This window comes from Bradyrhizobium aeschynomenes (assembly GCF_013178945.1).
Taxonomy (GTDB): Bacteria; Pseudomonadota; Alphaproteobacteria; order Rhizobiales; family Xanthobacteraceae; genus Bradyrhizobium; species Bradyrhizobium aeschynomenes.
This window is the reverse complement of the sequence record NZ_JABFDM010000002.1, coordinates 63,384-85,434: the sequence shown is the minus strand read 5'-3', so window position 1 is coordinate 85,434 and position 22,051 is coordinate 63,384. Positions and strand designations below refer to the sequence as shown.

The window sequence follows — 22,051 nt, the reverse complement described above, 5'->3', positions numbered from 1 at the left end:
GTCGCAGCGTAGCTTGTCTGCGCGGACGAACGGCATGGCGCGGACGCGAAGTCGCGTGGTCCCGGCATCCCGACGCTGATGCCAAGCCTGAGGGGCATGATGATCCCGAGGGCGACGGTGGCCAAAAGCCGGTGCACCGAGGAGAGCGCGAAGTAAGCGTGAAAACCACCGCGCAGGGAAGGCCGGGTCGGTCCGGCTGAACCTGTGGTTCTCTCCCCGTGCTTTTCTTTCGCACGGGGGCCACGGGTGCCAGTCGGCACCCGGCCTTCCCTGCGCCCTCTGTTTCAAGAGAGGGCGGTCGGATCAGCAAAGCTCGGACAGATCCTGTCGCGAGGCCCTTGATGCTTGCGCATCTGTTGCACGCGGACCTTGACTCACTCCGGCATCATCTCGCCGGAGCCGCCGAACTCGGCCGGAAAATCCTTCAGCTTCGGCAGCCCGTCCTTGATCGGCAAAACGCTCTCCGCGTAGTTGACGTGCACGCCGGGCGTGAACTTCAAGGTCGGGATGGTCGCGGCATAGACGTCGATCATGCCGAGCGGCGGGTGGTCGGTCATCAGGTGACCGCCGCATTTGGTGCAGTATTTGCGGTGGCTCATGTCGGTCTTGTGATAGGTGCCGATCGCTTCCGCGCCCTTGGTCACGCGCACGTTGGCGGGCTTCCACAAGGTGAAGGCGTTGACCGGGCCCGCCGACCACGAGCGGCAGGACGAGCAGTGGCAATAGCCCATCGCCTCCGGCTCGCCGTCGGCTTCGAGCTCGACCGTGCCGCAGAAGCATTTGCCCTGATACAGCGTCATGACAGCGTTCTCCCTCACTGGTGTTCTTGGATGTTGGACGGACATGCTGACACAGCTTGGCGGCGAAAGGGAATCGCAGAATGGTGCTGATGGCACGGAACATCTGGTGCGATGCAACGGCCCGCGTGCAGCCGTGATCCGCGCGGCGGAATGTTGCGGCAGCGCGCTCGCGCGCATGGCCCCATACGCGCACACCCGCTTGCTCCGGAACCGGCTGTGCCGTTAGCTCTGTCCATAACAACGAGCGAGGGAGCCGACGCCGCGATGGGACCGCTTGCGGGCATCAAGGTCATCGACATGACCACCGTGCTGATGGGGCCTTATGCCACCCAGACGCTCGGCGATTACGGCGCCGATGTCATCAAGGTGGAATCGCCGGAGGGCGACGTCACCCGCAAGATCGGCCCCTGGCGTCATCCCGGCATGGGGCCGGTGACCCTCAACACCAACCGCAGCAAGCGCGTGATCTGCCTCGACCTGAAGAAGCCGGCCGGCCGCGAGGCCGTGCTGCGCATGGTCAAGGACGCCGACGTGCTGCTCTACAACATCCGCCCGCAGGCGATGGCGCGGCTGAACCTCGGTTATGACGTGATCTCCGCGCTCAATCCGCGACTGGTCTATGCCGGCGTGTTCGGCTTCGGACAGAACGGCCCCTATGCGGCGAAGCCAGCCTATGACGACCTGATCCAGGGCGGAGCGGCGCTGGCGCACCTGATGGCGGTGGCCGGCGACGGCACGCCACGCTATGTGCCGAACGCGCTGGTCGATCGCATCGTGGGGCTCACCGCCGTCGGGGCGATCTGTGCCAGCCTGGTGCATCGCGACCGCACCGGCCGTGGCCAGCGCCTGGACGTGCCGATGTTCGAGACCATGTCGGCGTTCATCATGGGCGACCACATGGGCGGTCTCACTTACGAACCGCCGCTCGACCGCGGCGGCTACGCGCGGCACCTGTCGCAGGACCGCCGGCCCTACAAGACCGCCGACGGCCACATCTGCGTGATCGTCTACAACGACAAGCAATGGGAGGCGTTCTTCGAGGCGTCCGGCCGCACCGACCTCCGCGCCGATGACCGTTTCAACAGCTTCGCCCGGCGCGCCGCCAACATCGATGTCGTCTACGCCGAACTGGCGCGCATCTTTCAGACCCGCACCACGGCGGAATGGACCGCGCTGCTCGACAGGGCCGACATCCCGGTCATGCCGATGCACGATCTCGAAAGCCTGCTGCACGATCCGCACCTCGTCGCGACCGATTTCTTTCCCGTCGTGCAGCATCCGACCGAAGGCCCGATCCGCAGCACCCGCGTCTCCGCGACCTGGTCCGAGACCAGGGCCGAGCCGCAGCACCTGGCGGGGCGGCCGAACGAGCACGGCGAGGAGATCCTGCGCGAGCTCGGCTTCTCGACGGACGAGATCGCCGCGATGATCCGCGACGGCGCGACCACGCTGTCGCCTGCGAAGGAGTGATCCGATGGACTTCGCACTCTCCGCCAATCAGGAATCGATCCGCGACGCCGTTGCCAAGATCTGCGCCCGCTTCGATGACGCCTATTGGCTCAAGAAGGACAAGGAGGGTGGTTTTCCCGCCGACTTCCACAAGGCGCTGGCGGACGCCGGTTGGCTCGGCATCTGCATTCCCGAGGAGTATGGCGGCTCCGGTCTCGGCATCCTCGATGCCGCGATCATGATGCGCACGATTGCGGAGTCGGGCGCGGGCATGAGCGGCGCCTCGGCCATCCACATGAACGTGTTCGGTCTCAATCCCGTCGTCGTGTTCGGCACCAAGGAGCAGTGCGCGCGGATGCTGCCTGGGATCGTCGACGGCCGGGAGAAAGCCTGCTTTGCGGTGACCGAGCCGAACACCGGCCTCAACACGACGCAACTCAAGACCCGCGCGGTGCGCAAGGGCGACCGCTACGTCGTCAACGGCCAGAAGGTGTGGATCTCGACCGCCCAGGTTGCGGAAAAAATCCTGCTGCTGGCGCGCACCACGCCGCTGGAGGAGGTCAAGCGCCCGACCCATGGACTCAGCCTGTTCTATACGGATTTCGACCGCAGTTGCATCAAGGTGCACGAGATCGAGAAGATGGGCCGCAAGCCTGTCGACTCCAACGAGCTGTTCTTCGAGGATTTCGAGATCCCGGTCGAAGACCGCCTCGGCGAGGAGGGGCGAGGCTTCGACTATATCCTGCACGGCATGAACCCGGAGCGCATCCTGATCGCTGCGGAAGCCGTCGGGCTCGGCCATCTCGCGCTGTCTCGTGCCTCGGCCTATGCGCGGACGCGCAACGTGTTCAATCGTCCGATCGGCCAGAACCAGGGCATCCAGCATCCGCTGGCGAAGAACTGGATGGAGTTGGAAGCCGCGTGGCTGATGGTGTTGCAGGCCGGCTGGCAATACGACCAGGGCATGGCCTGCGGCCCGGCCGCCAACGCCGCGAAATATCTCGCCGCGGAAGCCGGCTTCCACGCCTGCGAGCAGGCCGTGATGACTCACGGCGGCTTCGGCTATGCGCGCGAGTATCACGTCGAGCGATATTTGCGCGAATCCCTGATTCCGCGCATCGCGCCGATAAGTCCGCAACTGATTTTGTCCTTCATCGCCGAGAAGGTCCTCGGCATGCCGAAATCATACTGAGGACACGCCTAGCCATGACATGTCCGCGCTCCACATGCCCGCGCTCTCTCCACCCGTCATTCCGGGGCGCCCGAAGGGCGAGCCCGGAATCCATAACCCCCGCCCTATGTCGTGAGGCGGGATGCCAATCACATCTGGGCCTCACACGGCATCCGGTGGCTATGGATTCCGGGCTCATCGCTGCGCGATGCCCCGGAATGACGGAGGGCGTGGCACGATGACCTACATCACCGGCACTGGCCTGACCTCGTTCGGCCGCCACGATGGCCGCTCGTCGCTCGACCTGATGAGCTTGGCGGCGCAGCTGGCGCTCGATGACGCCGAGCTGACGCGTGATGACATCGACGGCATCCTGTGCGGCTATTCGACGGTGTCGCCGCACATCATGCTCGCGACCGTGTTCGCCGAGCATTTCGGCATCACTCCGTCCTATGCCCACGCGGTGCAGGTCGGCGGCGCAACGGGGCTCGCAATGGTGATGCTCGCGCATCACCTGGTCGAGGCTGGCGTCGTCGAGAATATGCTCGTCGTCGCCGGCGAGAACCGCCTGACCGGCCAGAGCCGCGACGCCTCGATCCAGGCGCTGGCGCAGGTCGGTCATCCCGACTACGAGCTGCCGCTCGGCCCGACCATCCCCGCCTACTACGGCCTCGTCGCCTCGCGCTATATGCACGAGTACGGCGTCACCGAGGAGGATCTTGCCGAATTTGCGGTGCTGATGCGCACGCACGCACTGGGTCATCCCGGCGCGCAGTTTCATGAGCCGATCACGGTTGCCGACGTGATGGCGTCGAAGCTGGTCGCAAAGCCGCTGAAGCTGCTCGACTGCTGTCCGGTGTCCGACGGCGGCGCAGCCATCATCGTCAGCCGCGAGCCGACCGGATCGATTGCGATCCGTGTGCGCGGCTGCGCCCAGGCGCACACGCATCAGCATGTCACCGCGGCGCCGGCTCTGAGCAAGCTCGGGGCGGAGATCGCGGTCGAGAAAGCCAAGGCCGCTGCCGGCATCGCGATCGCGGATGTCGACTATGCCGCGGTCTATGACAGCTTCACCATCACGCTATGCATGCTGCTCGAGGATCTCGGTCTTGCCGGCCGCGGCGAGGCGGCGTCGCGAATCAAAGCGGGGCATTTCAGCCGCGACGGCGCCGTCCCGCTCAACACCCATGGCGGCCTGCTGAGCTACGGCCACTGCGGCGTCGGCGGCGCCATGGCGCATCTCAACGAGGCGCATCTGCAGATGACGGGGCGGGCGGGGCGCCGCCAGGTGCGCGAGGCCGCGCTGACGCTTCTGCACGGCGATGGCGGCGTGCTGTCGTCCCATGTCAGCATGTTCTGGGAGCGGGTGCGATGAGGGAAGGAGACGATTGGACCAAAGGCGTGGCGGCGATTCGCTATCAGCGCTGCGCGTGCTGCGCCCATGTGCAGTACTTCCGCCGCGATTTCTGTGCGGCGTGCGGCTCGCTGGCGCTCACCGACCACACCGCGAGCGGAGAGGGCACTGTCTACGCGATGTCGCTGGTCTGCCGCGCCGCGACCCCGGAGACCCGCGCGCATGTGCCCTACAACATCGTGCTGGTGGACATGCGCGAGGGCTTTCGCATGATGGCCCATGGCGACCAAGATCTGACGATCGGCGACGTCGTCGGCGCGCGCTTCACGGCCTTTGCGGGCGGCACGGTGCCATATTTCGGAAAGAAGACATGAGAATGTGTGGCCGCGCGACGTTGAGAAACGCCGGTCGCGGACGGCCGAGGCGGGACGATACGCCTTACAAATTCGTCCCGACCCGGATCGCCGCGCGATTGACGCAATACTGGTACGCTACGCTTACTAACTCAAACGCAACTCAACTCGGTCGTTCGCGTGAGCAATCAAGCCCACAATCCTACCTACGGGCGATGAAGAAACTGCGACGCAGAACCTCCAGACAGCCCTTCATCGCCCGTAGAACAGGACGCTGGCGATGACGATCATCGAGGTCACCGCCAGCATGTGCGCGAGTGCTTCCGATGTTGCCCTCTTAGTGGCTTCCTTCATGCCGTTTCCTCCCTGGACTGGACACGACTTTCCGTTGCGCAAATACACACGCGACGGCGGCTGGAATTTTACTCGGAACACCCCACTTCGACGTTCGCTTTGCGAGTCCCCACTCGGCGTTCATCGACGGTTCAGAACATCGTCGGGCAATACGGCGCGAATTGGGCTCGCTTATGGTTGTCCTGCGACCGTGTTCCGGTAACGTTTGGGCGAGACCGTACAAATACGAGTGATGAAAAATGTAGTACCGTAGCTATCAATTATTGCGAACGGCAACCTTGAGTATTTGTCTTCTTCCAAATGCGACGTTTCGATGACCGGCTTAGTCCGCAGCGAGCAGATTGAGTCGGGCATTGGCGACCGTGAGACGCTCCGCCAGCAATTGCGCCAGATTGCGCATGACGCGCTCGCCCGCTTTCGGATGCCGCGCGCGGAAACGCTCGAAATCCGAAAGGGTGATCTCGAAGGCGGTGGCCGAGAAATCGGCGGTCACGTCGGCGGATCGCACCGGGTCCAGCAGCGCCATCTCGCCGAAGCATTGGCCCGCGGTGAGCGTCGCCAGCCGGATGCCGTCGGGCAGCGTAACGTGAACGACACCGGAGCGCAGGAAGAACAGCGAGTGTGCCGGTTCGCCGGAGCTGAGAATGCGGTCGCTCTGCTGATAGTGGCGGATGATCGCCAGCGCCGCCAGCTCGTGGCGCTCTTCTTCGCTGATCCCCGCAAGCAGCGGCTGCTCGGCGAGCTCGGTGGTTTCCAGAAAGTCGATCGCGCCGCCATAGCGGTAGACGATCTGGTCCTCGGCCCATTCGATCGAGGTGTCGAGCAGATAGAAGTCGCGCACGTTCCTGATGTCGCCGGTGCGCGCGGTGATCTCCTGCCATTCCGGCGAGGTCCGGCGGATGCCCGACAGCACGACGGTGACGTGAAAGTCGGCCAGCTCGTGAAACAGCTCGGCGAGCAGGCGCAGGCCCGCTTGTGTCATCGCGGTGACGCGGTGGAGGTCGAAGATCACGAATTGCGGGCGCGCGCCGGCGGCGAGCTGCCGCGAGACATAGTCCACGTTCGAGAGCGACAGCGTTCCGACCAGCTCGAGCACGCGCACGGCATCGGGATACGCGGCCAGGATATCGCGCTCCTGGGCGCGGCGGCTGCGCCGCGACGGATTGGCGCCGATGTCGTAGTCGGCGATGATCGTGGTGCGCGCATCGTCGGAGCGGTTCAGCATGTGCAGGCCATAATGCGCCGACAGCGCCTCGCACACCTTGATGCCGCGCACGCTGTTGCCGTGGCCGTCGAGCCGCGGCGAGTAGCTGCCGAGACCGAGACGGGCCGGCAGGCTCGCCAGGATGCCGCCGCCGACGCCGCTCTTGGCGGGAATGCCGACGCGGTAGATCCATTCGCCGGCGAAGTCATACATGCCCGAGGAGGTCATCACCGAGAGCGTGCGCGACACTGCGTAAGGCGTCACCACCTGCTCTCCGGTGACGGGGTTGACGCCGCGATTGGCGAGCGTTGCGGCCATGATCGCGCAGTCGCGCGCGGTGATCAGCACGGCGCATTGCCGGAAGTAGACCGCGAGTACGTCGTCGACGGATTCCTTGATGACGTCAGAGGTGCGCAGCAGGTAGGCGATAGCGCGATTGCGATCGCCGGTCGCGGATTCAGAAGCGAACACCGCATCGTCGACGTCGAGCTTGCGTCCGGCAAAGCGGCCGAGCGCATCACGGATGGTGTCGAAGGCGTCCGCCTGCCGCGCCTGCCGGAGCAGGCCGCTGCAGGTGATGGCGCCGGCATTGACCATGGCATTGAACGGACGATTGTCGGCGTTCAGCCGGATCGAGTTGAAGGGGTCGCCGGACGGCTCCACACCGATGACGCGCTCGACCGCGTCCGAGCCGAGAATATCCAGCGCGAGCGCGAACACGAATGGCTTCGACATGGACTGGATGGTGAACGGCACGCGGCTGTCGCCGACCTCGTAGACGTGACCGTCGAGCGTGGCGAGGCTGATGCCGAAATGCGCAGGATCTGCCTTGCCGAGTTCCGGGATGTAGTTGGCCACCATGCCGTCGTGGTCGGACCAGAAGTCGGCATGGCAGGCCGACAGAAAGCGCTGCAGTGGTGGCATCGCAGCGGACGCCCAATTCTGCGGATTCTGGATGGGCCTCGGGTGTCGGGTGGTCATGGGCAGCTCGGCGGGAACAAGGTCTGGAGCTGGTTATGTCGCAGCCGCGCCGGGGCAGCCAGCCCACACTTGTCGCAACGCTGGTCAAATGCTGTCGCTGCCCACCGATTGGGCGATGCAGTTGCATGGGCCCACGCAATCGGAGCTGGCCAGCGGGCTGCCGGAGCACCGCAGTGCAGCGCATAGGAACTGCCGTCGCCGTCATGCTGGCATGCCAGTCCAGATTGCATCGCGATTCCGCGTCTTGTGCCAACACGCTGAAGAACAGCAGCTTTTAGAGAGGGTCTATGGTTGTGACGGCAAAACGGCTGCGCTAGCTTGTTCGATAAGCGGAATATCATTCCGCAGGACGGAATTGGTGGGAAACGCATGGGACGACGGTCTGAGCGATTGAGCAGGGCGGGCATGCTGCCCGGAGATCTCGCCGGGGAAGGCGAGGTCATTCAGGTGGTGTCGCGAGCGTTCGACGTGCTTCGCTGTTTCGAGGGGCACGATTCGCGGCTCGGCAATCTCGAAATCTCGAACCGCTGCGGCCTGCCGCGATCGACGGTGTCGCGGCTGACGCACACGCTGACGCGCATGGGCCAGCTGGTCTATCTGCCGCGCGATCAGAAGTACCGCATCGGCCCGAGCGCGGTTGCGATGAGCACCTCGATGACTCGCGGGCTTCAGCTGCGCAACCTGATCCGCCAGCGTCTGCAGGACGTCGCCGAGCAATTGCCGGGCACCGTCGGCTTCGTCATCCCCGATCAGTTTCATCTGGTCTATCTGGAGTTCGGCCGAGCCGCGAATGCGCTCGGCCTGCACGAGACCACCGGCAGCCGCATCTCGATGGCCTCGACGGCCGCGGGACATGCGTATGTTGCTGCGCTCGAGCCGGAGATCGGCGACGCGCTGCTCGCCGAGATGGAGCGCGAGATGCCGGATGCGGCGAATCTGCTGCGGCCGCGGCTCGCACACAACAGGCAGTTCCTGAAGGAGCACGGCTACGTGGTGGCCTGCGGCCTGTGGAGCCCGCATATCAACGGCCTCGCGCTGCCGGTGTGGTCGCCGCAGTACCAGACCAACGTCGTGCTGACGATCGGCCTGCTGTCGGCGATGTATGACGAGCAGCGTCTGCACGACGAGGTCGCTCAGCCGATGCGCGAGCTCGGCCGCAACATCGCAGCCTTGCTGCAAGGAGCGGAAGCCGATGTCTTCAACAGCCGGATGGAGAGGAAGCCGCTTCCTGTAACGGCGAAGACCAATCATAAGAAGACCATCACCGGGGCAGGGGGAACGAATGAGTTGGCAGCCGGAGCTCGAGGAATTGGCCCGGCGCGAGGCCTTCGCGCGGGAGATGGGCGGGCCTGACAAGGTCAAGCGTCAGCACGATCAGGGCCGTCTCACCGTTCGCGAGCGCATCGACGGCGTCGTCGATGCCGGCAGCTTCCACGAGATCGGCGCGGTCGCCGGTCTCGGCGAATATGACGAGCAGGGCGAGCTGAAGCATGTGACGCCCGCCAATTGCGTGTTCGGGCGCGCCCGCGTCGACGGCCGCACGGTCGTCGTGGTCGGCGACGATTTCACCGTGCGCGGCGGCTCGGCCGACGCGTCGATCGCGGCGAAGCCGCTGATGGCCGAGGAGATGGCGCACGATTTCCGTCTGCCGATCATCCGCATCATCGAGGGCTCCGGCGGCGGCGGCTCGGTCAAGACCATCGAGACCAAGGGCGCTGCCAATCTGCCCGGCGGCATCGGCGGCAATCGCTGGTATCGCTACACGACCGAGAACATGTCGCTGGTGCCGGTGGTCGGGCTGGGTCTCGGCTCGGTCGCGGGGCTGGGCGCGGCACGGCTGGCGGCGAGCCACTATTCGGTGATGACGCGCCAGTCGGCGATGTTCGTCGCCGGTCCGCCGGTCGTGAAACGGCTCGGGCAGGACCTCGGCAAGATGGAGCTCGGCGGTGCGGACATCCAGACCAAGGCCGGCGGGGTCGACCATGCCGTGGACACCGAGGCGGAGGCGTTTGCCTGCGCGCGCCGATTCCTCTCATATCTGCCGTCCTCGGTCTACGAGCTGTCACCGACCTTGCCCTGCACCGACGATCCGCAGCGCACCGACGAGCAGCTGATCAGCGCCGTGCCGCGCGATCGCCGTCGCGTCTACAAGATGCGGCCGATCATCGAGTCCGTCGTCGACAGCGGCTCGTTCTTCGAGGTCGCGCAGAACTACGGCCGTCCGCTCATCGTCGGTCTCGCGCGGCTCGAAGGCCGTGCGGTGATGGTGCTGGCGAGCGATCCCTATCACTTCGGCGGCTCATGGACCGCGGATGCCTGCCAGAAGGTGATCCGCTGGGTCGACTTCGCCGAGACCTTCCATCTGCCGATCGTATATCTGATGGACTGCCCCGGCTTCATGGTCGGCCTGGAGGCCGAGAAGGCCGCGACCATCCGCCATGGCGTGCGTGCGATGGCGGCGGTCAACCAGTCGACGGTGCCGTGGTGCACGGTGATCGTGCGCAACAATTTCGGCGTCGCCGGTGTGGTGCATCAGCCGGCCGACCGGTTCTCGATGCGCTATGCCTGGCCGTCGGCCCACTGGGGCTCGCTGCCGCTCGAAGGCGGCATCGAGGCGGCGTATCGCGCGGAGATCGATGCGGCGCCCGATCCGAAGGCAAAGCTGAAGGAGATCGAGGAGCGTCTCAACAAGCTGCGCTCGCCGTTCCGCTCCGCCGAGAAGTTCTGGGTCGAGGAGATCATCGACCCGCGCAAGACGCGCTCGCTGCTGTGCGAGTTCGCCCGTCTCGCCGAGCCGCTGCGCGCGCCGGGCCCGCCGACCGCGATGACCACGCGGCCGTGATGTTACGCCGCGGCAGGCTTCGCCTGCCGCGCGATGGCGAGCGCAAGCAGCGCCGCGATGATGCAGAGCGCGCCGGCGATGAAGAACGCCGGCAAATAGCTCTGCAGCAGCGTGCGCGACAGGCCGGCTCCGAACGCCGCCGTGCCGGCGCCGAGCTGATGGCCGGCGAATACCCAGCCGAACACCAGATTGGCGCGCTCCGGCCCGAACCGCTGCGCCGTCAGCCGCACCGTCGGCGGCACGGTCGCAATCCAGTCGAGGCCGTAGAACATCGCGAACAGCGACAGGCCATAGAACGAAAAGTCCGTGAACGGCAGGAACAGCAGCGAGAGCCCACGCAGGCCGTAGTACCAGAACAGCAGCCAGCGATTGTCGTAACGGTCCGACAGCCAGCCCGACACGATCGTGCCGACGAAATCGAACATGCCCATCGCGGCGAGCAGGCTCGCGGCCTGGACCTGCGGGATGCCGAAGTCGAGGCACATCGGGATCAGGTGCACCTGCACGAGCCCGTTGGTCGAGGCGCCGCAGATGAAGAATGTCGCGAACAGCATCCAGAACACCGGCACCCGCGCGGCATCGCGCAGGGTGCCGAGCGCGGCGGTAAAAATCGGCGTGGTGACCGGGGCGGGCGCGGCGATCGGCTCGGTGCCGGTGTCGCCGAACGGGCGCAGGCCGAGATCGCTCGGGCGGTCGCGCATCAAGAGCAGCACAGCCGTCGCGGAGACGCCGAGCGCAACGCAGACCAGGGCCAGCGCCGTGCGCCAGCCGAGCCGTTCGGTGAGGCTGGCGAGCAGCGGCAGGAACACAAGCTGCCCGGTGGCGACGCTGGCGGTGAGGATGCCGACGACGAGGCCGCGCCGCGCGACGAACCAGCGCGTGGCGATGGTCGCGCCGAGCACCAGCGCAGTCATGCCGGTGCCCAGGCCGATCACGACGCCCCACAGCAGCACGAGGTGCCAGACCTGGGTCATCGCGAGCGAGGCCAGCAGCGCCGAGACCACGATCAACTGCGCCAGCAACGTGATGTTGCGCAGGCCGTAGCGGTTCAGAAGGGCGGCGGCGAATGGCGCCATGAGCCCGAACAGCACGAAACGGATCGACAGCGCCGAGGAGATCTCTGCAGTGCTCCAGCCGAACTCCTGCTGCAAGGGCACGATGAACACCCCCGGTGCGCCGACCGTGCCGGCGGAGACAAGCGCTGTAAAGAAGGTGACGGCGACCATCACCCAGCCATAGTGGATGTTGCGCCGTCCGAGGGCTGCTGCGAGCTGATTGGAGATCATGCTGGTTCTCGTGAGGCTAGGAAACGGCGCCCAGTCTGGCAGACGGCGCAGATGACATAAATGGCGAAGGTCCCTCGTTTCAGGACATCACGGCCGCTCCACCGCAATCGCCGTTGCCTCGCCGCCGCCGATGCACAGCGCGGCGATACCGCGCTTCAGGCCACGGGCCTGCATCGCATGCAGCAACGTCACGATCAGCCGTGCGCCGGTGGCGCCGATGGGATGACCGAGCGCACAGGCCCCGCCATTGACGTTCAGCTTGTCGCGGGGAATGCCGAGGTCGCGCTGCGCGGCCATGGCGACGACAGCAAACGCCTCGTTGATCTCGAACAAATCGACGTCCTCGACGCGCCAGCCGACCTTGTCGAGTAGCTTGCGGATCGCCGGGATCGGCGCCGTCGTGAACCATTGCGGCTCCTGGCTGTGGGTTGCGTGCCCCTTGATCTCGGCGATCACGGGAAGGCCGTCGCGCTCGGCGCGTGATCTCGCTGCAAGCACGAGCGCCGCGGCGCCGTCGGCATTGGCGGAGGATGCCGCAGGCGTGATGGTGCCGTCCTTGCGGAAGGCCGGCTTCAGCGCCGGAATCTTGGCCGGATCGACCTTGAGCGGATGCTCGTCATGGGTGACCAGCCGCGGGCCGGATTTTTCCGTCAGCGTGATCGGTGCGATCTCGGCCGCGAATGCGCCGCTCTCGACCGCCTCGCGGGCGCGGGTCAGCGTTTCCACCGCATAGGCGTCCTGATCGGCACGGGTGAACTGATAGGCTTCGGCGGTGGCCTCACCAAAGTCGCCCATCGAGCGGCCGGTGTCGTAGGCGTCCTCCAGCCCGTCCAGCATCATGTGGTCGAGGATGCGGTCGTGGCCGGCGCGATAGCCGCCGCGCGCCTTGGCCAGCAGATAGGGCGCATTGCTCATGCTCTCCATGCCGCCGGACACGACGATGTCGGCCGAGCCGGCACGGATGATATCGTGCGCCAGCATCGTTGCCTTCATGCCGGAGCCGCAGACCTTGTTGATCGTGGTGGCGCCGGTTGCGTCGGGCAGGCCGGCGCCGCGCGCGGCCTGTCGCGCCGGCGCCTGGCCCTGGCCGGCCGGCAGCACATTGCCCATGAACACCTCCTGCACCGCGTCAGCGGAGACGGCCGCCCGTTCCAGCGCGGCTTTGATCACGTGCGCGCCGAGCCGGTGCGCGCTGAGCGGCGACAACTCGCCCATGAAGCGGCCAAGGGGCGTGCGCGCGGCGGACAAGATGACGACGGGATCGGACGATGCCATGGCTGGCTCCCTGATTGAGATTATGACCATCATATAATGTCGCCATGGAAAAGAAAACCCCGGCAAGTCCTCTCGACATCTTCCGAAGATGACGCGACCCTGCCGGGGGCTGCAGTCGGAACTTGGCGAAAATTGCGCCCTAGCGCTTGCGATCGATGAAGTGCTGCATCAGCCGCTTGGGCTCGTCGGTCAGGAACGATCGCCCGAATGCGCCGATCGACACCTCGATCGACTCCTTCAGCGGCAGATCCTCCCATTGCCGCAGCAGGGCCTTCTGCGCCCGCAGTGCTTCGGGGCCGCAGGCGAGCAGCGATGCAATGACCTTCTCGACCGCGTTGTCGAGTTCTCCTTCGGCCGCAACCAAATCGACGAGGCCCCAGGTGAGCGCGGTCAGCGCATCGATCGTCTCGGCTGTCATCAACAGCCATCGCGTGCGGCCCCAGCCGATCAGCCGTGGCAGCAACGCGGCATGAATGACCGAGGGGATGCCGACGCGCACCTCGGGCATGCCGAATCTGGCGTCATGCGAGGCAACGCGGATGTCGCAGGCTGCCGCGACTTCCAGGCCACCGCCGAGGCACCAGCCCGGCATTCGCGCGATCACCGGCACTGGAAAGTTCCGCACCGCCTCACATAGTCCGGCCAGCCGCGAGATGAACGCCTCCGCCGAGGCTTGATCGAGGGTCGCCATCTCCTTGATGTCGGCGCCGCCGATCATGCTCTTCTCACTTTCTCCCGCCAGCATGAGCGCGCGAATGCTGGCGTCGGAGGCGAGAGATTGCAGCCCGGCTTGTATGCCAAGGATGGCCGCTGAGCCGAGAATGTTCAGTGTGCCGGCATTGCAGATCGTCAGCCGGACCACGCCCCGGGCGTCGCGACTCACGCCGCAGTGAGAATTGAGCATGTCCATGGCCGGCCTCATCGGGGGGTTGGGGGTGAAAGTCGCGGGAATAAATCAGGCCAGCGAAGTTGATTTAGATCAACTCGAATTCATCAAATAGCTGCAGCGAGCAGGGCGCAGATCTGCTATTGTATGACCTCAGACATTCAATGGGACGGCAATGCGCTACTCTCCGGAACACAAGGCGGAAACCCACGCGCGAATCGTGCGCAAGGCCTCGGTGCGGCTGCGGGAGAAGGGCGCTCACGGGGTCGGTGTTGCTGATCTGATGAAGGAGGCCGGGCTCACCCATGGCGGCTTCTACGCCCATTTCGAATCGCGCGAGGCGCTGGTCGTCGAGGCTTTCGGCTATGCAATCGACCGTTCGGTCGAGCGTTGGCGCAAGCTGTTGGACGAGTTGCCGCCACAAAAGCGGCTTGCCGCGATCGTCGACGGCTACCTGTCGCCCGAGCATCGCGATGATCCTGGCCATGGCTGCGCGGTGCCGGCGCTCGGCGCCGAGATCGCGCGCGAGAGCGCCAGGACTCGCAAGGCTTTCGCAGCGAAGCTGGAAGAGCTGATCGAGCTGTTCGCCGATTACATCGTCGACGTGCCGCGCAAGACGGCGCGCAAGCGGGCCTCCGCGATGCTCGCGACCCTGATGGGGACCATCGTCATGGCGCGGGTCACCGGGAGCGGGGAATTATCCGACGAGATCCTGAGCTCCGGACGCGAGGTGGCTCTGGCGATCGCCACGGACGGTGCGCCGGCCGGCAAGCCGCCGGCGCGGGGGGCGGCGAAGAAGGCGGCAAAAAAACCGGCGCCCGCCAAGCGCTGAGCCTGTGGCCCGCGGGGGCGCGCCGCGTCCGAGCGCGCGTTTGACGGGGAAGTGAAGGGGCGGCATTTTCGCAGCGCCGATCAGCGCTTAGACCCTTCCCAAACGCCGCAAAGACTGCAAGATGCCGGCCAAATCGGCACTGCTTACCCCTTGCGGAGGATACCCATGCGTTCGATCGGTCATTTTATTGGCGGCAAAGAGGTCAAAGGTACGTCTGGACGGACGGCCGACGTCTTCGAGCCGATGACCGGTGACGTCCAGGCGAAGGTCGCCTTGGCCTCGCGCGCCGAGCTCCGGGCCGCCGTGGAGAATGCCAAGGCCGCGCAGCCGGCCTGGGCCGCGACCAACCCGCAGCGCCGGGCGCGCGTGATGATGAAGTTTTTGGAACTCGCCCAGCGGGACTATGACCAACTTGCCGAACTGCTGGCGCGCGAGCACGGCAAGACCATTCCGGACGCCAAGGGCGACATCCAGCGCGGCCTCGAAGTGGTCGAGTTCGCCTGCGGCATTCCGCACCTGATGAAGGGCGAGTACACCGAAGGCGCCGGCCCCGGCATCGACATCTATTCGATGCGCCAGCCGCTCGGTGTCGTTGCCGGCATCACGCCGTTCAATTTCCCGGCGATGATTCCGATGTGGAAGTTCGCCCCCGCCATCGCCTGCGGCAATGCCTTCATCCTCAAGCCGAGCGAGCGTGACCCGGGCGTGCCGATGAAGCTCGCCGAGCTGATGATCGAGGCCGGCCTGCCGCCGGGCATTCTCAACGTCGTCAACGGCGACAAGGAGGCGGTCGACGCCATCCTGGAGGATCCCGATATCATGGCGGTGGGCTTCGTCGGCTCGTCGCCGATTGCGCAGTACATCTATGAGCGCGCCGCTGCCCACGGCAAACGCTGCCAGTGCTTCGGCGGCGCCAAGAACCACGCTATCATCATGCCCGACGCCGACCTCGACCAGGCGGTCGATGCACTGATCGGCGCCGGCTACGGCTCGGCCGGCGAGCGCTGCATGGCGGTGTCGGTTGCGGTGCCCGTCGGCAAGACGACGGCCGACCGGCTGATGGAGAAGCTCGTCCCGCGCGTCGAGGCCTTGAAGATCGGCACCTCGGTCGATCCGTCGGCCGATTTCGGCCCGCTGGTGACCCGCGAGGCAGTCGAGCGCGTGAAGAACTATGTCGACATCGGCGTCAAGGAAGGCGCGACGCTCGCCGTCGACGGCCGCGGCTTCAAGATGCAGGGCTACGAGAACGGCTTCTACATGGGCGGCTGTCTGTTCGACAACGTCACCAAGGACATGCGGATCTACAAGGAAGAGATCTTCGGCCCGGTGCTCTCGGTCGTGCGCGCGAAGGATTACGCCGAAGCACTGACGCTGCCGTCGGAGCATGATTACGGCAACGGCGTTGCGATCTTCACCCGCGACGGCGACGCGGCGCGCGACTTCGCGGCCAAGGTCAATGTCGGCATGGTCGGCATCAACGTGCCGATCCCGGTGCCGATCGCCTACTACACCTTCGGCGGCTGGAAGAAGTCCGGCTTCGGCGATCTCAACCAGCACGGTCCGGATTCGATCCGCTTCTATACCAAGACCAAGACCGTGACCTCGCGCTGGCCGTCGGGCGTCAAGGAAGGCGCGGAATTCTCGATCCCGCTGATGAAGTGACGACATATGGGAGCCGATGACGGCTCCCATTTTCGTCATTGCGAGCGAAGCGACGCAACCCAACCCAGGGCGTCGTCCATAAGTCTGGATTGCTTCGTCGCTTCGCTCCTCGCAATGACGAGGGCCGAGGACACGTCAACGAACAAAAACTTGGAAACGCGGAGAACGAATGCAGTTCGCTCTCGATGAGGATCAGATCGCGGTGCGCGACATGGCGTGCGCCTTTGCGGCCGAGAAGATCGCCCCGCATGCGCTACGCTGGGACGAGGAGAAGCATTTTCCTGTCGACGTCATGCGCGAGGCGGCGGCCCTCGGCATGGGCGGCATCTACATCCGCGACGATGTCGGCGGCTCCGGCCTCTCGCGCCTTGATGCAGCACTGATCTTCGAGGCGCTGGCGACCGGTTGCCCGACGGTGTCGGCCTTCATCTCCATCCACAACATGGCGTCGTGGATGATCGACACCTTCGGCACCGAGGCGCAGCGGCAGGACTATCTGCCGAAGCTCTGTCCGATGGACCTCATCGCGAGCTATTGCCTGACCGAGCCGGGCGCCGGTTCGGACGCCGCCGCGCTGCGCACCCGCGCGGTACGCGATGGCGACGACTACGTGCTCAACGGCCAGAAGCAGTTCATCTCCGGCGCCGGAGCCACCGACATTCTCGTAGCGATGGTGCGCACGGGCGCCGATGGCCCCGGCGGCATCTCGACTCTCGTGATCGACGCCAAGACCCCCGGCGTGTCGTTCGGCGCCAATGAGCGCAAGATGGGCTGGAACGCGCAGCCGACTCGCGCCGTGATCTTCGAGAATGCGCGCGTGCCCGTGGCCAACCGGCTCGGCGAGGAGGGTATCGGATTCAAGATCGCGATGGCCGGGCTCGACGGCGGCCGCCTCAACATTGCGGCGTGCTCGCTCGGCGGCGCGCAGGCGGCGCTCGACAAGACGCTGGCCTACACCAAAGAGCGCAAGGCGTTCGGCAAGCGGCTCGATGAATTCCAGGCGCTGCAATTCCGCATCGCCGACATGGCGATTGAACTCGAGGCGGCGCGGACGTTCCTGTGGCGAGCAGCGGCGGCGCTCGATCGGAAGGATCCGGATGCGACCATGCTGTGCGCGATGGCCAAACGCTTCGGCACCGATGTCGGCTTCGAGGTGGCCAACCAGGCGCTGCAGCTGCATGGCGGCTACGGCTACCTCAGCGAATACGGCATCGAGAAGATCGTCCGTGATCTGCGCGTGCACCAAATTCTCGAAGGCACCAACGAGATCATGCGCCTGATCGTGTCACGCAAGCTGATCGAGGGCGCGCGATGAGCGAGGTGCTCGAAGGCGACCTGATCGTTTGCCGCGAAGGCTCGGCCGGCATCATCCGGCTGAATCGCCCGAAGGCGATCAACGCGATGACGCTGGAGATGTCGATGGGCATCGACGCGGCGCTCGATCAATTCGAGGCCGATCCTGCGGTCGCGGTTGTCGTGCTGGAAGGCGCGGGCGAGCGCGGGCTTTGCGCTGGCGGAGACATTCGCGGGCTTTATGAGAGCTCGAAGGTGAATGGCGACCTCGGAAAAGTGTTTTGGCGCCAGGAATACATCATGAACGCGCGCATTGCGGCGTTCCCGAAGCCCTACATCGCGTACATGGATGGCCTCGTCATGGGCGGCGGTGTCGGCTTGTCGGCGCATGGCCGTCACCGCATCGTGACCGAGAAGACCAAGCTCGCGATGCCCGAGGTCGGCCTCGGTTTCTTTCCAGACGTCGGCGGCACCTGGCTGTTGTCGCGCGCGCCGGGCGAACTCGGCGCCTATTTCGGTTTGACCGGGCAGACCATGAATGGTCCCGACGCGATCCACGCGCGCTTTGCGGACGCGGTGGTGCCAACGGAGCAATGGTCGGCGCTGCGTGAGGTCCTGACCAAGGTCAGGCCGGGCACGCTCTCGGTCGAGATCGATCGGCTGATCGCAGGCTTTGCCGCGGGTGAGACCGCCGGGCCTGTCGCTGCGCGGCAGGCGAAGATCGACGCATGGTTCGCCCACGATAACATGCACGATATCTTTGCGGCGCTTGAAGCCGATGGCTCCGAGCTTGCGTCGTCGACTCTGAAGACGTTGAAAGAGAAGTCGCCGCGCGGCATGGTGGTGACGCTCAAGCTGCTGCGGCTGGCGCGCGGAGCGACATCGCTGCAGGAGTGTCTGGTGCGCGAGTATCGGGCGGCGCTCGAAGTCTTCCGCAGTGACGATTTTCGCGAGGGCGTGCGTGCCGCGATCATCGACAAGGACCGCAATCCAAAATGGTCGCCGCCGGATGTCGATCAGGTGACGCCGGAGATGCTGGCGCCGTATTTCGCCGAGATCGGCGCGGACGAGCTGATATTTCCGCAAACGAGATAACAAGCAGTCGAGGGGAGATAACGAACCATGGCAACGATCGCATTCATCGGCCTCGGCAACATGGGCGGTCCGATGGCGGCCAATCTCGTCAAGGCCGGCCACAAGGTGGTCGCGTTCGACCTGGTCGAGGCGTCGTGCGCGCAGGCCAAGGACGATGGTGCAGAGATCGCCGACAGCGCCGTCGCGGCCGTGACGGGCGCTGACGCTGTCGTCACCATGCTGCCGGCCGGCAAGCACGTGCTCGCGGTTTGGAACGACGTCGTGCCCGCGATGGCGACGGGTGCCTTGATCATCGATTCCTCGACCATCGACGTCGGGAGCGCGCGTGCTGCACATGCGCTGGCGGCCAAGCATGGCATTGCGGCTGTGGATGCGCCGGTGTCCGGCGGCACGGGCGGCGCCAAGGCTGCGACGCTCACCTTCATGTGTGGCGGCGAGGAGGGCGCGTTCGCCGCGGCCAAACCGATCCTTGAAAAGATGGGCAAGAAGATCGTCCACTGCGGCGGCGCAGGTGCGGGGCAGGCGGCCAAGATCTGCAACAACATGATCCTCGGCATCTCCATGATCGCAGTCGGCGAGGCTTTTGCGCTGGGCGAGAAGCTCGGCCTGTCGCATCAGGCGCTGTTCGACGTCGCCTCGACCTCGTCGGGCCAATGCTGGTCGCTGACGTCCTATTGCCCGGTGCCCGGACCGGTGCCGGCTTCGCCTGCCAACAACGACTACAAGCCGGGCTTTGCCACCGCGCTGATGCTGAAGGATCTCACGCTGTCGCAGGATGCGGCCAAGACGGCCGGCGCGGCGACGCCGCTCGGCCAGCACGCGCAGGAGATCTACAAGGCGTTCGACGCCGCCGGCCATGGCGGCGTCGATTTCTCAGGGATCATTCAGCACGTCCGCAAGCTCGCCGGGACCAATTGATGACGACATTCAAGGACGCACGCGCGTTTCTGCTGGCGCATCGCACCGACTACGACGCGGCGGTGAAGGGCTTTCGCTGGCCCGATCCGGTGCCGTTCAACTGGGCGCTCGACTGGTTCGATGCCGAGCTCGCCTCCGATCCGGAGAGTCGCGAGCGCACGGCGCTATGGATCTTCGATGCCGCGCAGGACCGTCAGACAAAGCTGTCCTTTGCCGCGCTGTCGCGCCGCTCCAACCAGGTCGCCAACTTCCTACGCGCGAAAGGCTTGAAGCGCGGCGATCATCTGCTGCTGCTGCTCGGCAATGTCGTGCCGCTGTGGGAGACGATGTTGGCCGCGATGAAGCTCGGCGTGGTCGTGATTCCCGCGACGACGCTGCTGACCACCGACGAGCTGCGCGACCGCCTCGAGCGCGGCCGCGCCAAAGCTGTGGTCGCCGCGCAGGATCAGGTCGCGAAGTTCGCCGATCTCGGCGCGGATGATCTCGTCCGCATTGTCGTGGGGACGACGACATCAGCCGGTTGGCTGCCGTTCGAGCAGGCCGCCGAGGCCGCCGAGGCGTTCACGCCGGATGGACCGACCCAGCCCAATGATCCGATGCTGCTGTATTTCACATCAGGTACCACGGCCAAGCCGAAGCTGGTGCGGCACAGCCATCGCAGCTACCCGGTCGGCCATCTCTCGACGATGTACTGGCTCGGCCTGCAGCCGGGCGACGTGCATCTCAACATCTCCTCGCCGGGCTGGGCCAAGCACGCCTGGAGCTGCTTCTTCTCGCCGTGGAATGCCGGCGCCACCGTGTTCGTCGTCAACCAGCCGCGCTTCGACGCCAAGGGGCTGCTGGCGATCATCAAGCGCTGCGGCGTCACGACCTTGTGCGCGCCGCCGACGGTGTGGCGGCTGTTCATCCAAGAGCATCTCGCCGACTTCAAGGTGAGCCTGCGAGAGGCTTGCGGTGCCGGCGAGCCGCTCAACCCGGAAGTGATCGACCAGGTCCGCGCCGCCTGGGGACTGACGATCCGCGATGGCTACGGCCAGACCGAGACCGCCGCGATCTGCGGCAATTCGCCGGGTCAGAAACTGAAAATTGGCTCCATGGGCCGGCCGTTGCCGGGCTACCGCGTCGAGGTCGCCGACATCGACGGCAATCTCGCGAGCGAAGGCGAGATCACCTTGGCGCTGACGGGTGAGCGTCCGGCCGGCCTGATGCAAGGCTATCAGGGCGACGACGGCAAGCTCTCCGGTGCCGACGGTGCGCGCTATCGCACCGGCGACGCCGTGTTCCAGGACGAGGACGGTTATCTCACCTTCGTCGGCCGCTCCGACGACGTGTTCAAATCCTCCGACTATCGGATCTCGCCGTTCGAGCTGGAGAGCGTGCTGCTGGAGCATGAGGCGGTGGCCGAGGCTGCGGTGGTGCCGAGCCCGGATCCCATCCGGCTCGCGATTCCGAAGGCCTACGTGCTGCTGACAGCCGGCGCCGAGCGCTCGCGCGCGACGGCGTTGTCGATCTTCGAGCATTTGCAGGCGCGTCTGGCGCCATTCAAGCGCATCCGCCGGCTCGAACTCGTCAGCGAGCTGCCGAAGACGATCTCCGGAAAAATCCGCCGCGTGCAACTGCGGCGGCTGGAGCACGATGACAACCGCACGGATCATCTGCGCGGCACGGAGTTCAAGGAAGAGGATTTCCCGGAGCTGAAGACGCGGCCGTCCGGGCACGAGGTGTAGCAACGCATGAACAAGATCTGGAAGAAGCCGCCAATTTCGCTTGAAGCCTATCAGGCCCTGGTCGGCCAGGAGATCGGCGTGTCGTCATGGCACGTGCTCGATCAGAAGCGGATCGATCTTTATGCCGACGTGATCGAGGATCACCAGTTCATCCATGTCGATCCGGAAGCGGCCAAGGCGACGCCGTTCGGCACCACGATCGCGCACGGCTTTCTCACCATGTCGCTGCTGTCGGTGATGTCCTACGAGGTCATGCCGGCGATCGAGGGCACCGCGATGGGCGTGAACTACGGCTTCGACAAGCTGCGCTTCGTCTCGCCGGTGAAATCCGGGAAACGCGTGCGCGGCCGTTTCGTGCTGTCTGAAGCCACTCTGCGCAAACCGAAAGAATTGCAGTCGCGCACCAACGTCACGGTCGAGATCGAGGGTGAGGACAAGCCGGCGCTTGTCGCCGACTGGATCGGTCTCATCTATCTGGACTAACACTCTTCGTCACAACCCAACCTCGTCATCGCCGGGCTTGACCCGGCGATCCATCCAGATCGAGAGTCTTTCGAAGTGGATGGATG

The 22,051-nt window shown here is 65.5% G+C and carries 18 protein-coding genes; 13 read left to right on the top strand and 5 right to left on the bottom strand.

Annotation, left to right across the window (positions count from 1 at the left end; genetic code table 11):
* Nucleotides 1–374: 374 nt before the first annotated feature.
* Nucleotides 375–800, bottom strand: a complete 426-nt coding sequence (locus HL666_RS05060) for a GFA family protein (protein ID WP_172130784.1) — start codon at nt 798–800, stop codon at nt 375–377.
* A gap of 264 nt (nt 801–1,064) precedes the next feature.
* On the opposite strand from HL666_RS05060, the gene HL666_RS05055 reads away from it, so the two are divergent.
* The 4 genes from HL666_RS05055 to HL666_RS05040 all read left to right on the top strand — a co-directional run bounded on the left by HL666_RS05055 (nt 1,065) and on the right by HL666_RS05040 (nt 5,148).
* Nucleotides 1,065–2,270, top strand: a complete 1,206-nt coding sequence (locus tag HL666_RS05055) for a CaiB/BaiF CoA transferase family protein (protein WP_172130782.1) — start codon at nt 1,065–1,067, stop codon at nt 2,268–2,270.
* Between the two features lie 4 nt (nt 2,271–2,274).
* Complete coding sequence (locus HL666_RS05050; protein WP_172180266.1) at nt 2,275–3,441, top strand: acyl-CoA dehydrogenase family protein; 1,167 nt, start codon at nt 2,275–2,277, stop codon at nt 3,439–3,441.
* A gap of 217 nt (nt 3,442–3,658) precedes the next feature.
* Complete coding sequence (locus tag HL666_RS05045; RefSeq protein WP_172180264.1) at nt 3,659–4,795, top strand: thiolase family protein; 1,137 nt, start codon at nt 3,659–3,661, stop codon at nt 4,793–4,795.
* Nucleotides 4,792–5,148 (top strand): Zn-ribbon domain-containing OB-fold protein, encoded by a 357-nt coding sequence (locus HL666_RS05040; RefSeq protein ID WP_172180262.1) that lies wholly within the window; start codon nt 4,792–4,794, stop codon nt 5,146–5,148. Before HL666_RS05045 ends, HL666_RS05040 begins: the two co-directional genes overlap by 4 nt.
* A gap of 655 nt (nt 5,149–5,803) precedes the next feature.
* On the opposite strand, the gene glsA is transcribed toward HL666_RS05040, so the two are convergent.
* Nucleotides 5,804–7,666, bottom strand: a complete 1,863-nt coding sequence (gene glsA, locus HL666_RS05035; protein WP_172180260.1) for a glutaminase A — start codon at nt 7,664–7,666, stop codon at nt 5,804–5,806.
* Between the two features lie 369 nt (nt 7,667–8,035).
* Between glsA and HL666_RS05030 the strand changes: the two genes are divergently transcribed.
* Together HL666_RS05030 and HL666_RS05025 are read left to right on the top strand one after the other, a co-directional pair.
* On the top strand, nt 8,036–9,019 hold the full coding sequence (locus HL666_RS05030) for an IclR family transcriptional regulator (RefSeq protein ID WP_172108138.1): 984 nt from the start codon (nt 8,036–8,038) through the stop codon (nt 9,017–9,019).
* Nucleotides 8,949–10,508 (top strand): acyl-CoA carboxylase subunit beta, encoded by a 1,560-nt coding sequence (locus HL666_RS05025; RefSeq protein WP_172180258.1) that lies wholly within the window; start codon nt 8,949–8,951, stop codon nt 10,506–10,508. The genes HL666_RS05030 and HL666_RS05025 overlap by 71 nt, the downstream gene beginning before the upstream one ends.
* Nucleotides 10,509–10,510: 2 nt before the next feature.
* On the opposite strand, the gene HL666_RS05020 is transcribed toward HL666_RS05025, so the two are convergent.
* The 3 genes from HL666_RS05020 to HL666_RS05010 all read right to left on the bottom strand — a co-directional run bounded on the left by HL666_RS05020 (nt 10,511) and on the right by HL666_RS05010 (nt 13,979).
* Nucleotides 10,511–11,794, bottom strand: coding sequence for an MFS transporter (locus HL666_RS05020; RefSeq protein WP_172180256.1), 1,284 nt, complete (start codon nt 11,792–11,794; stop codon nt 10,511–10,513).
* A gap of 87 nt (nt 11,795–11,881) precedes the next feature.
* On the bottom strand, nt 11,882–13,069 hold the full coding sequence (locus HL666_RS05015; protein WP_172130770.1) for a thiolase family protein: 1,188 nt from the start codon (nt 13,067–13,069) through the stop codon (nt 11,882–11,884).
* Between the two features lie 139 nt (nt 13,070–13,208).
* Nucleotides 13,209–13,979 (bottom strand): enoyl-CoA hydratase, encoded by a 771-nt coding sequence (locus HL666_RS05010; RefSeq protein WP_172130768.1) that lies wholly within the window; start codon nt 13,977–13,979, stop codon nt 13,209–13,211.
* 151 nt (nt 13,980–14,130) lie between these two features.
* Between HL666_RS05010 and HL666_RS05005 the strand changes: the two genes are divergently transcribed.
* The 7 genes from HL666_RS05005 to HL666_RS04975 all read left to right on the top strand — a co-directional run bounded on the left by HL666_RS05005 (nt 14,131) and on the right by HL666_RS04975 (nt 21,965).
* The gene (locus HL666_RS05005; protein WP_172108148.1) at nt 14,131–14,787 is read left to right on the top strand and encodes a TetR/AcrR family transcriptional regulator; all 657 of its coding nucleotides are present in this window, start codon (nt 14,131–14,133) and stop codon (nt 14,785–14,787) included.
* Between the two features lie 165 nt (nt 14,788–14,952).
* Nucleotides 14,953–16,449 carry a CoA-acylating methylmalonate-semialdehyde dehydrogenase gene (locus HL666_RS05000; RefSeq protein ID WP_172108150.1) on the top strand — a complete coding sequence of 499 codons (1,497 nt, stop codon included), beginning with the start codon at nt 14,953–14,955 and terminating at the stop codon, nt 16,447–16,449.
* Nucleotides 16,450–16,618: 169 nt separating this feature from the next.
* The gene (locus tag HL666_RS04995) at nt 16,619–17,764 is read left to right on the top strand and encodes an isobutyryl-CoA dehydrogenase (RefSeq protein ID WP_172130766.1); all 1,146 of its coding nucleotides are present in this window, start codon (nt 16,619–16,621) and stop codon (nt 17,762–17,764) included.
* Nucleotides 17,761–18,837 carry an enoyl-CoA hydratase/isomerase family protein gene (locus tag HL666_RS04990; RefSeq protein WP_172130764.1) on the top strand — a complete coding sequence of 359 codons (1,077 nt, stop codon included), beginning with the start codon at nt 17,761–17,763 and terminating at the stop codon, nt 18,835–18,837. The genes HL666_RS04995 and HL666_RS04990 overlap by 4 nt, the downstream gene beginning before the upstream one ends.
* A 27-nt stretch (nt 18,838–18,864) precedes the next feature.
* Nucleotides 18,865–19,755, top strand: coding sequence for a 3-hydroxyisobutyrate dehydrogenase (mmsB, locus tag HL666_RS04985; protein WP_172130762.1), 891 nt, complete (start codon nt 18,865–18,867; stop codon nt 19,753–19,755).
* Nucleotides 19,755–21,482 carry an AMP-binding protein gene (locus HL666_RS04980; RefSeq protein ID WP_172180254.1) on the top strand — a complete coding sequence of 576 codons (1,728 nt, stop codon included), beginning with the start codon at nt 19,755–19,757 and terminating at the stop codon, nt 21,480–21,482. Before mmsB ends, HL666_RS04980 begins: the two co-directional genes overlap by 1 nt.
* 6 nt (nt 21,483–21,488) lie before the next feature.
* Complete coding sequence (locus tag HL666_RS04975; RefSeq protein ID WP_172180252.1) at nt 21,489–21,965, top strand: MaoC family dehydratase; 477 nt, start codon at nt 21,489–21,491, stop codon at nt 21,963–21,965.
* The last annotated feature ends 86 nt before the right edge of the window (nt 21,966–22,051 follow it).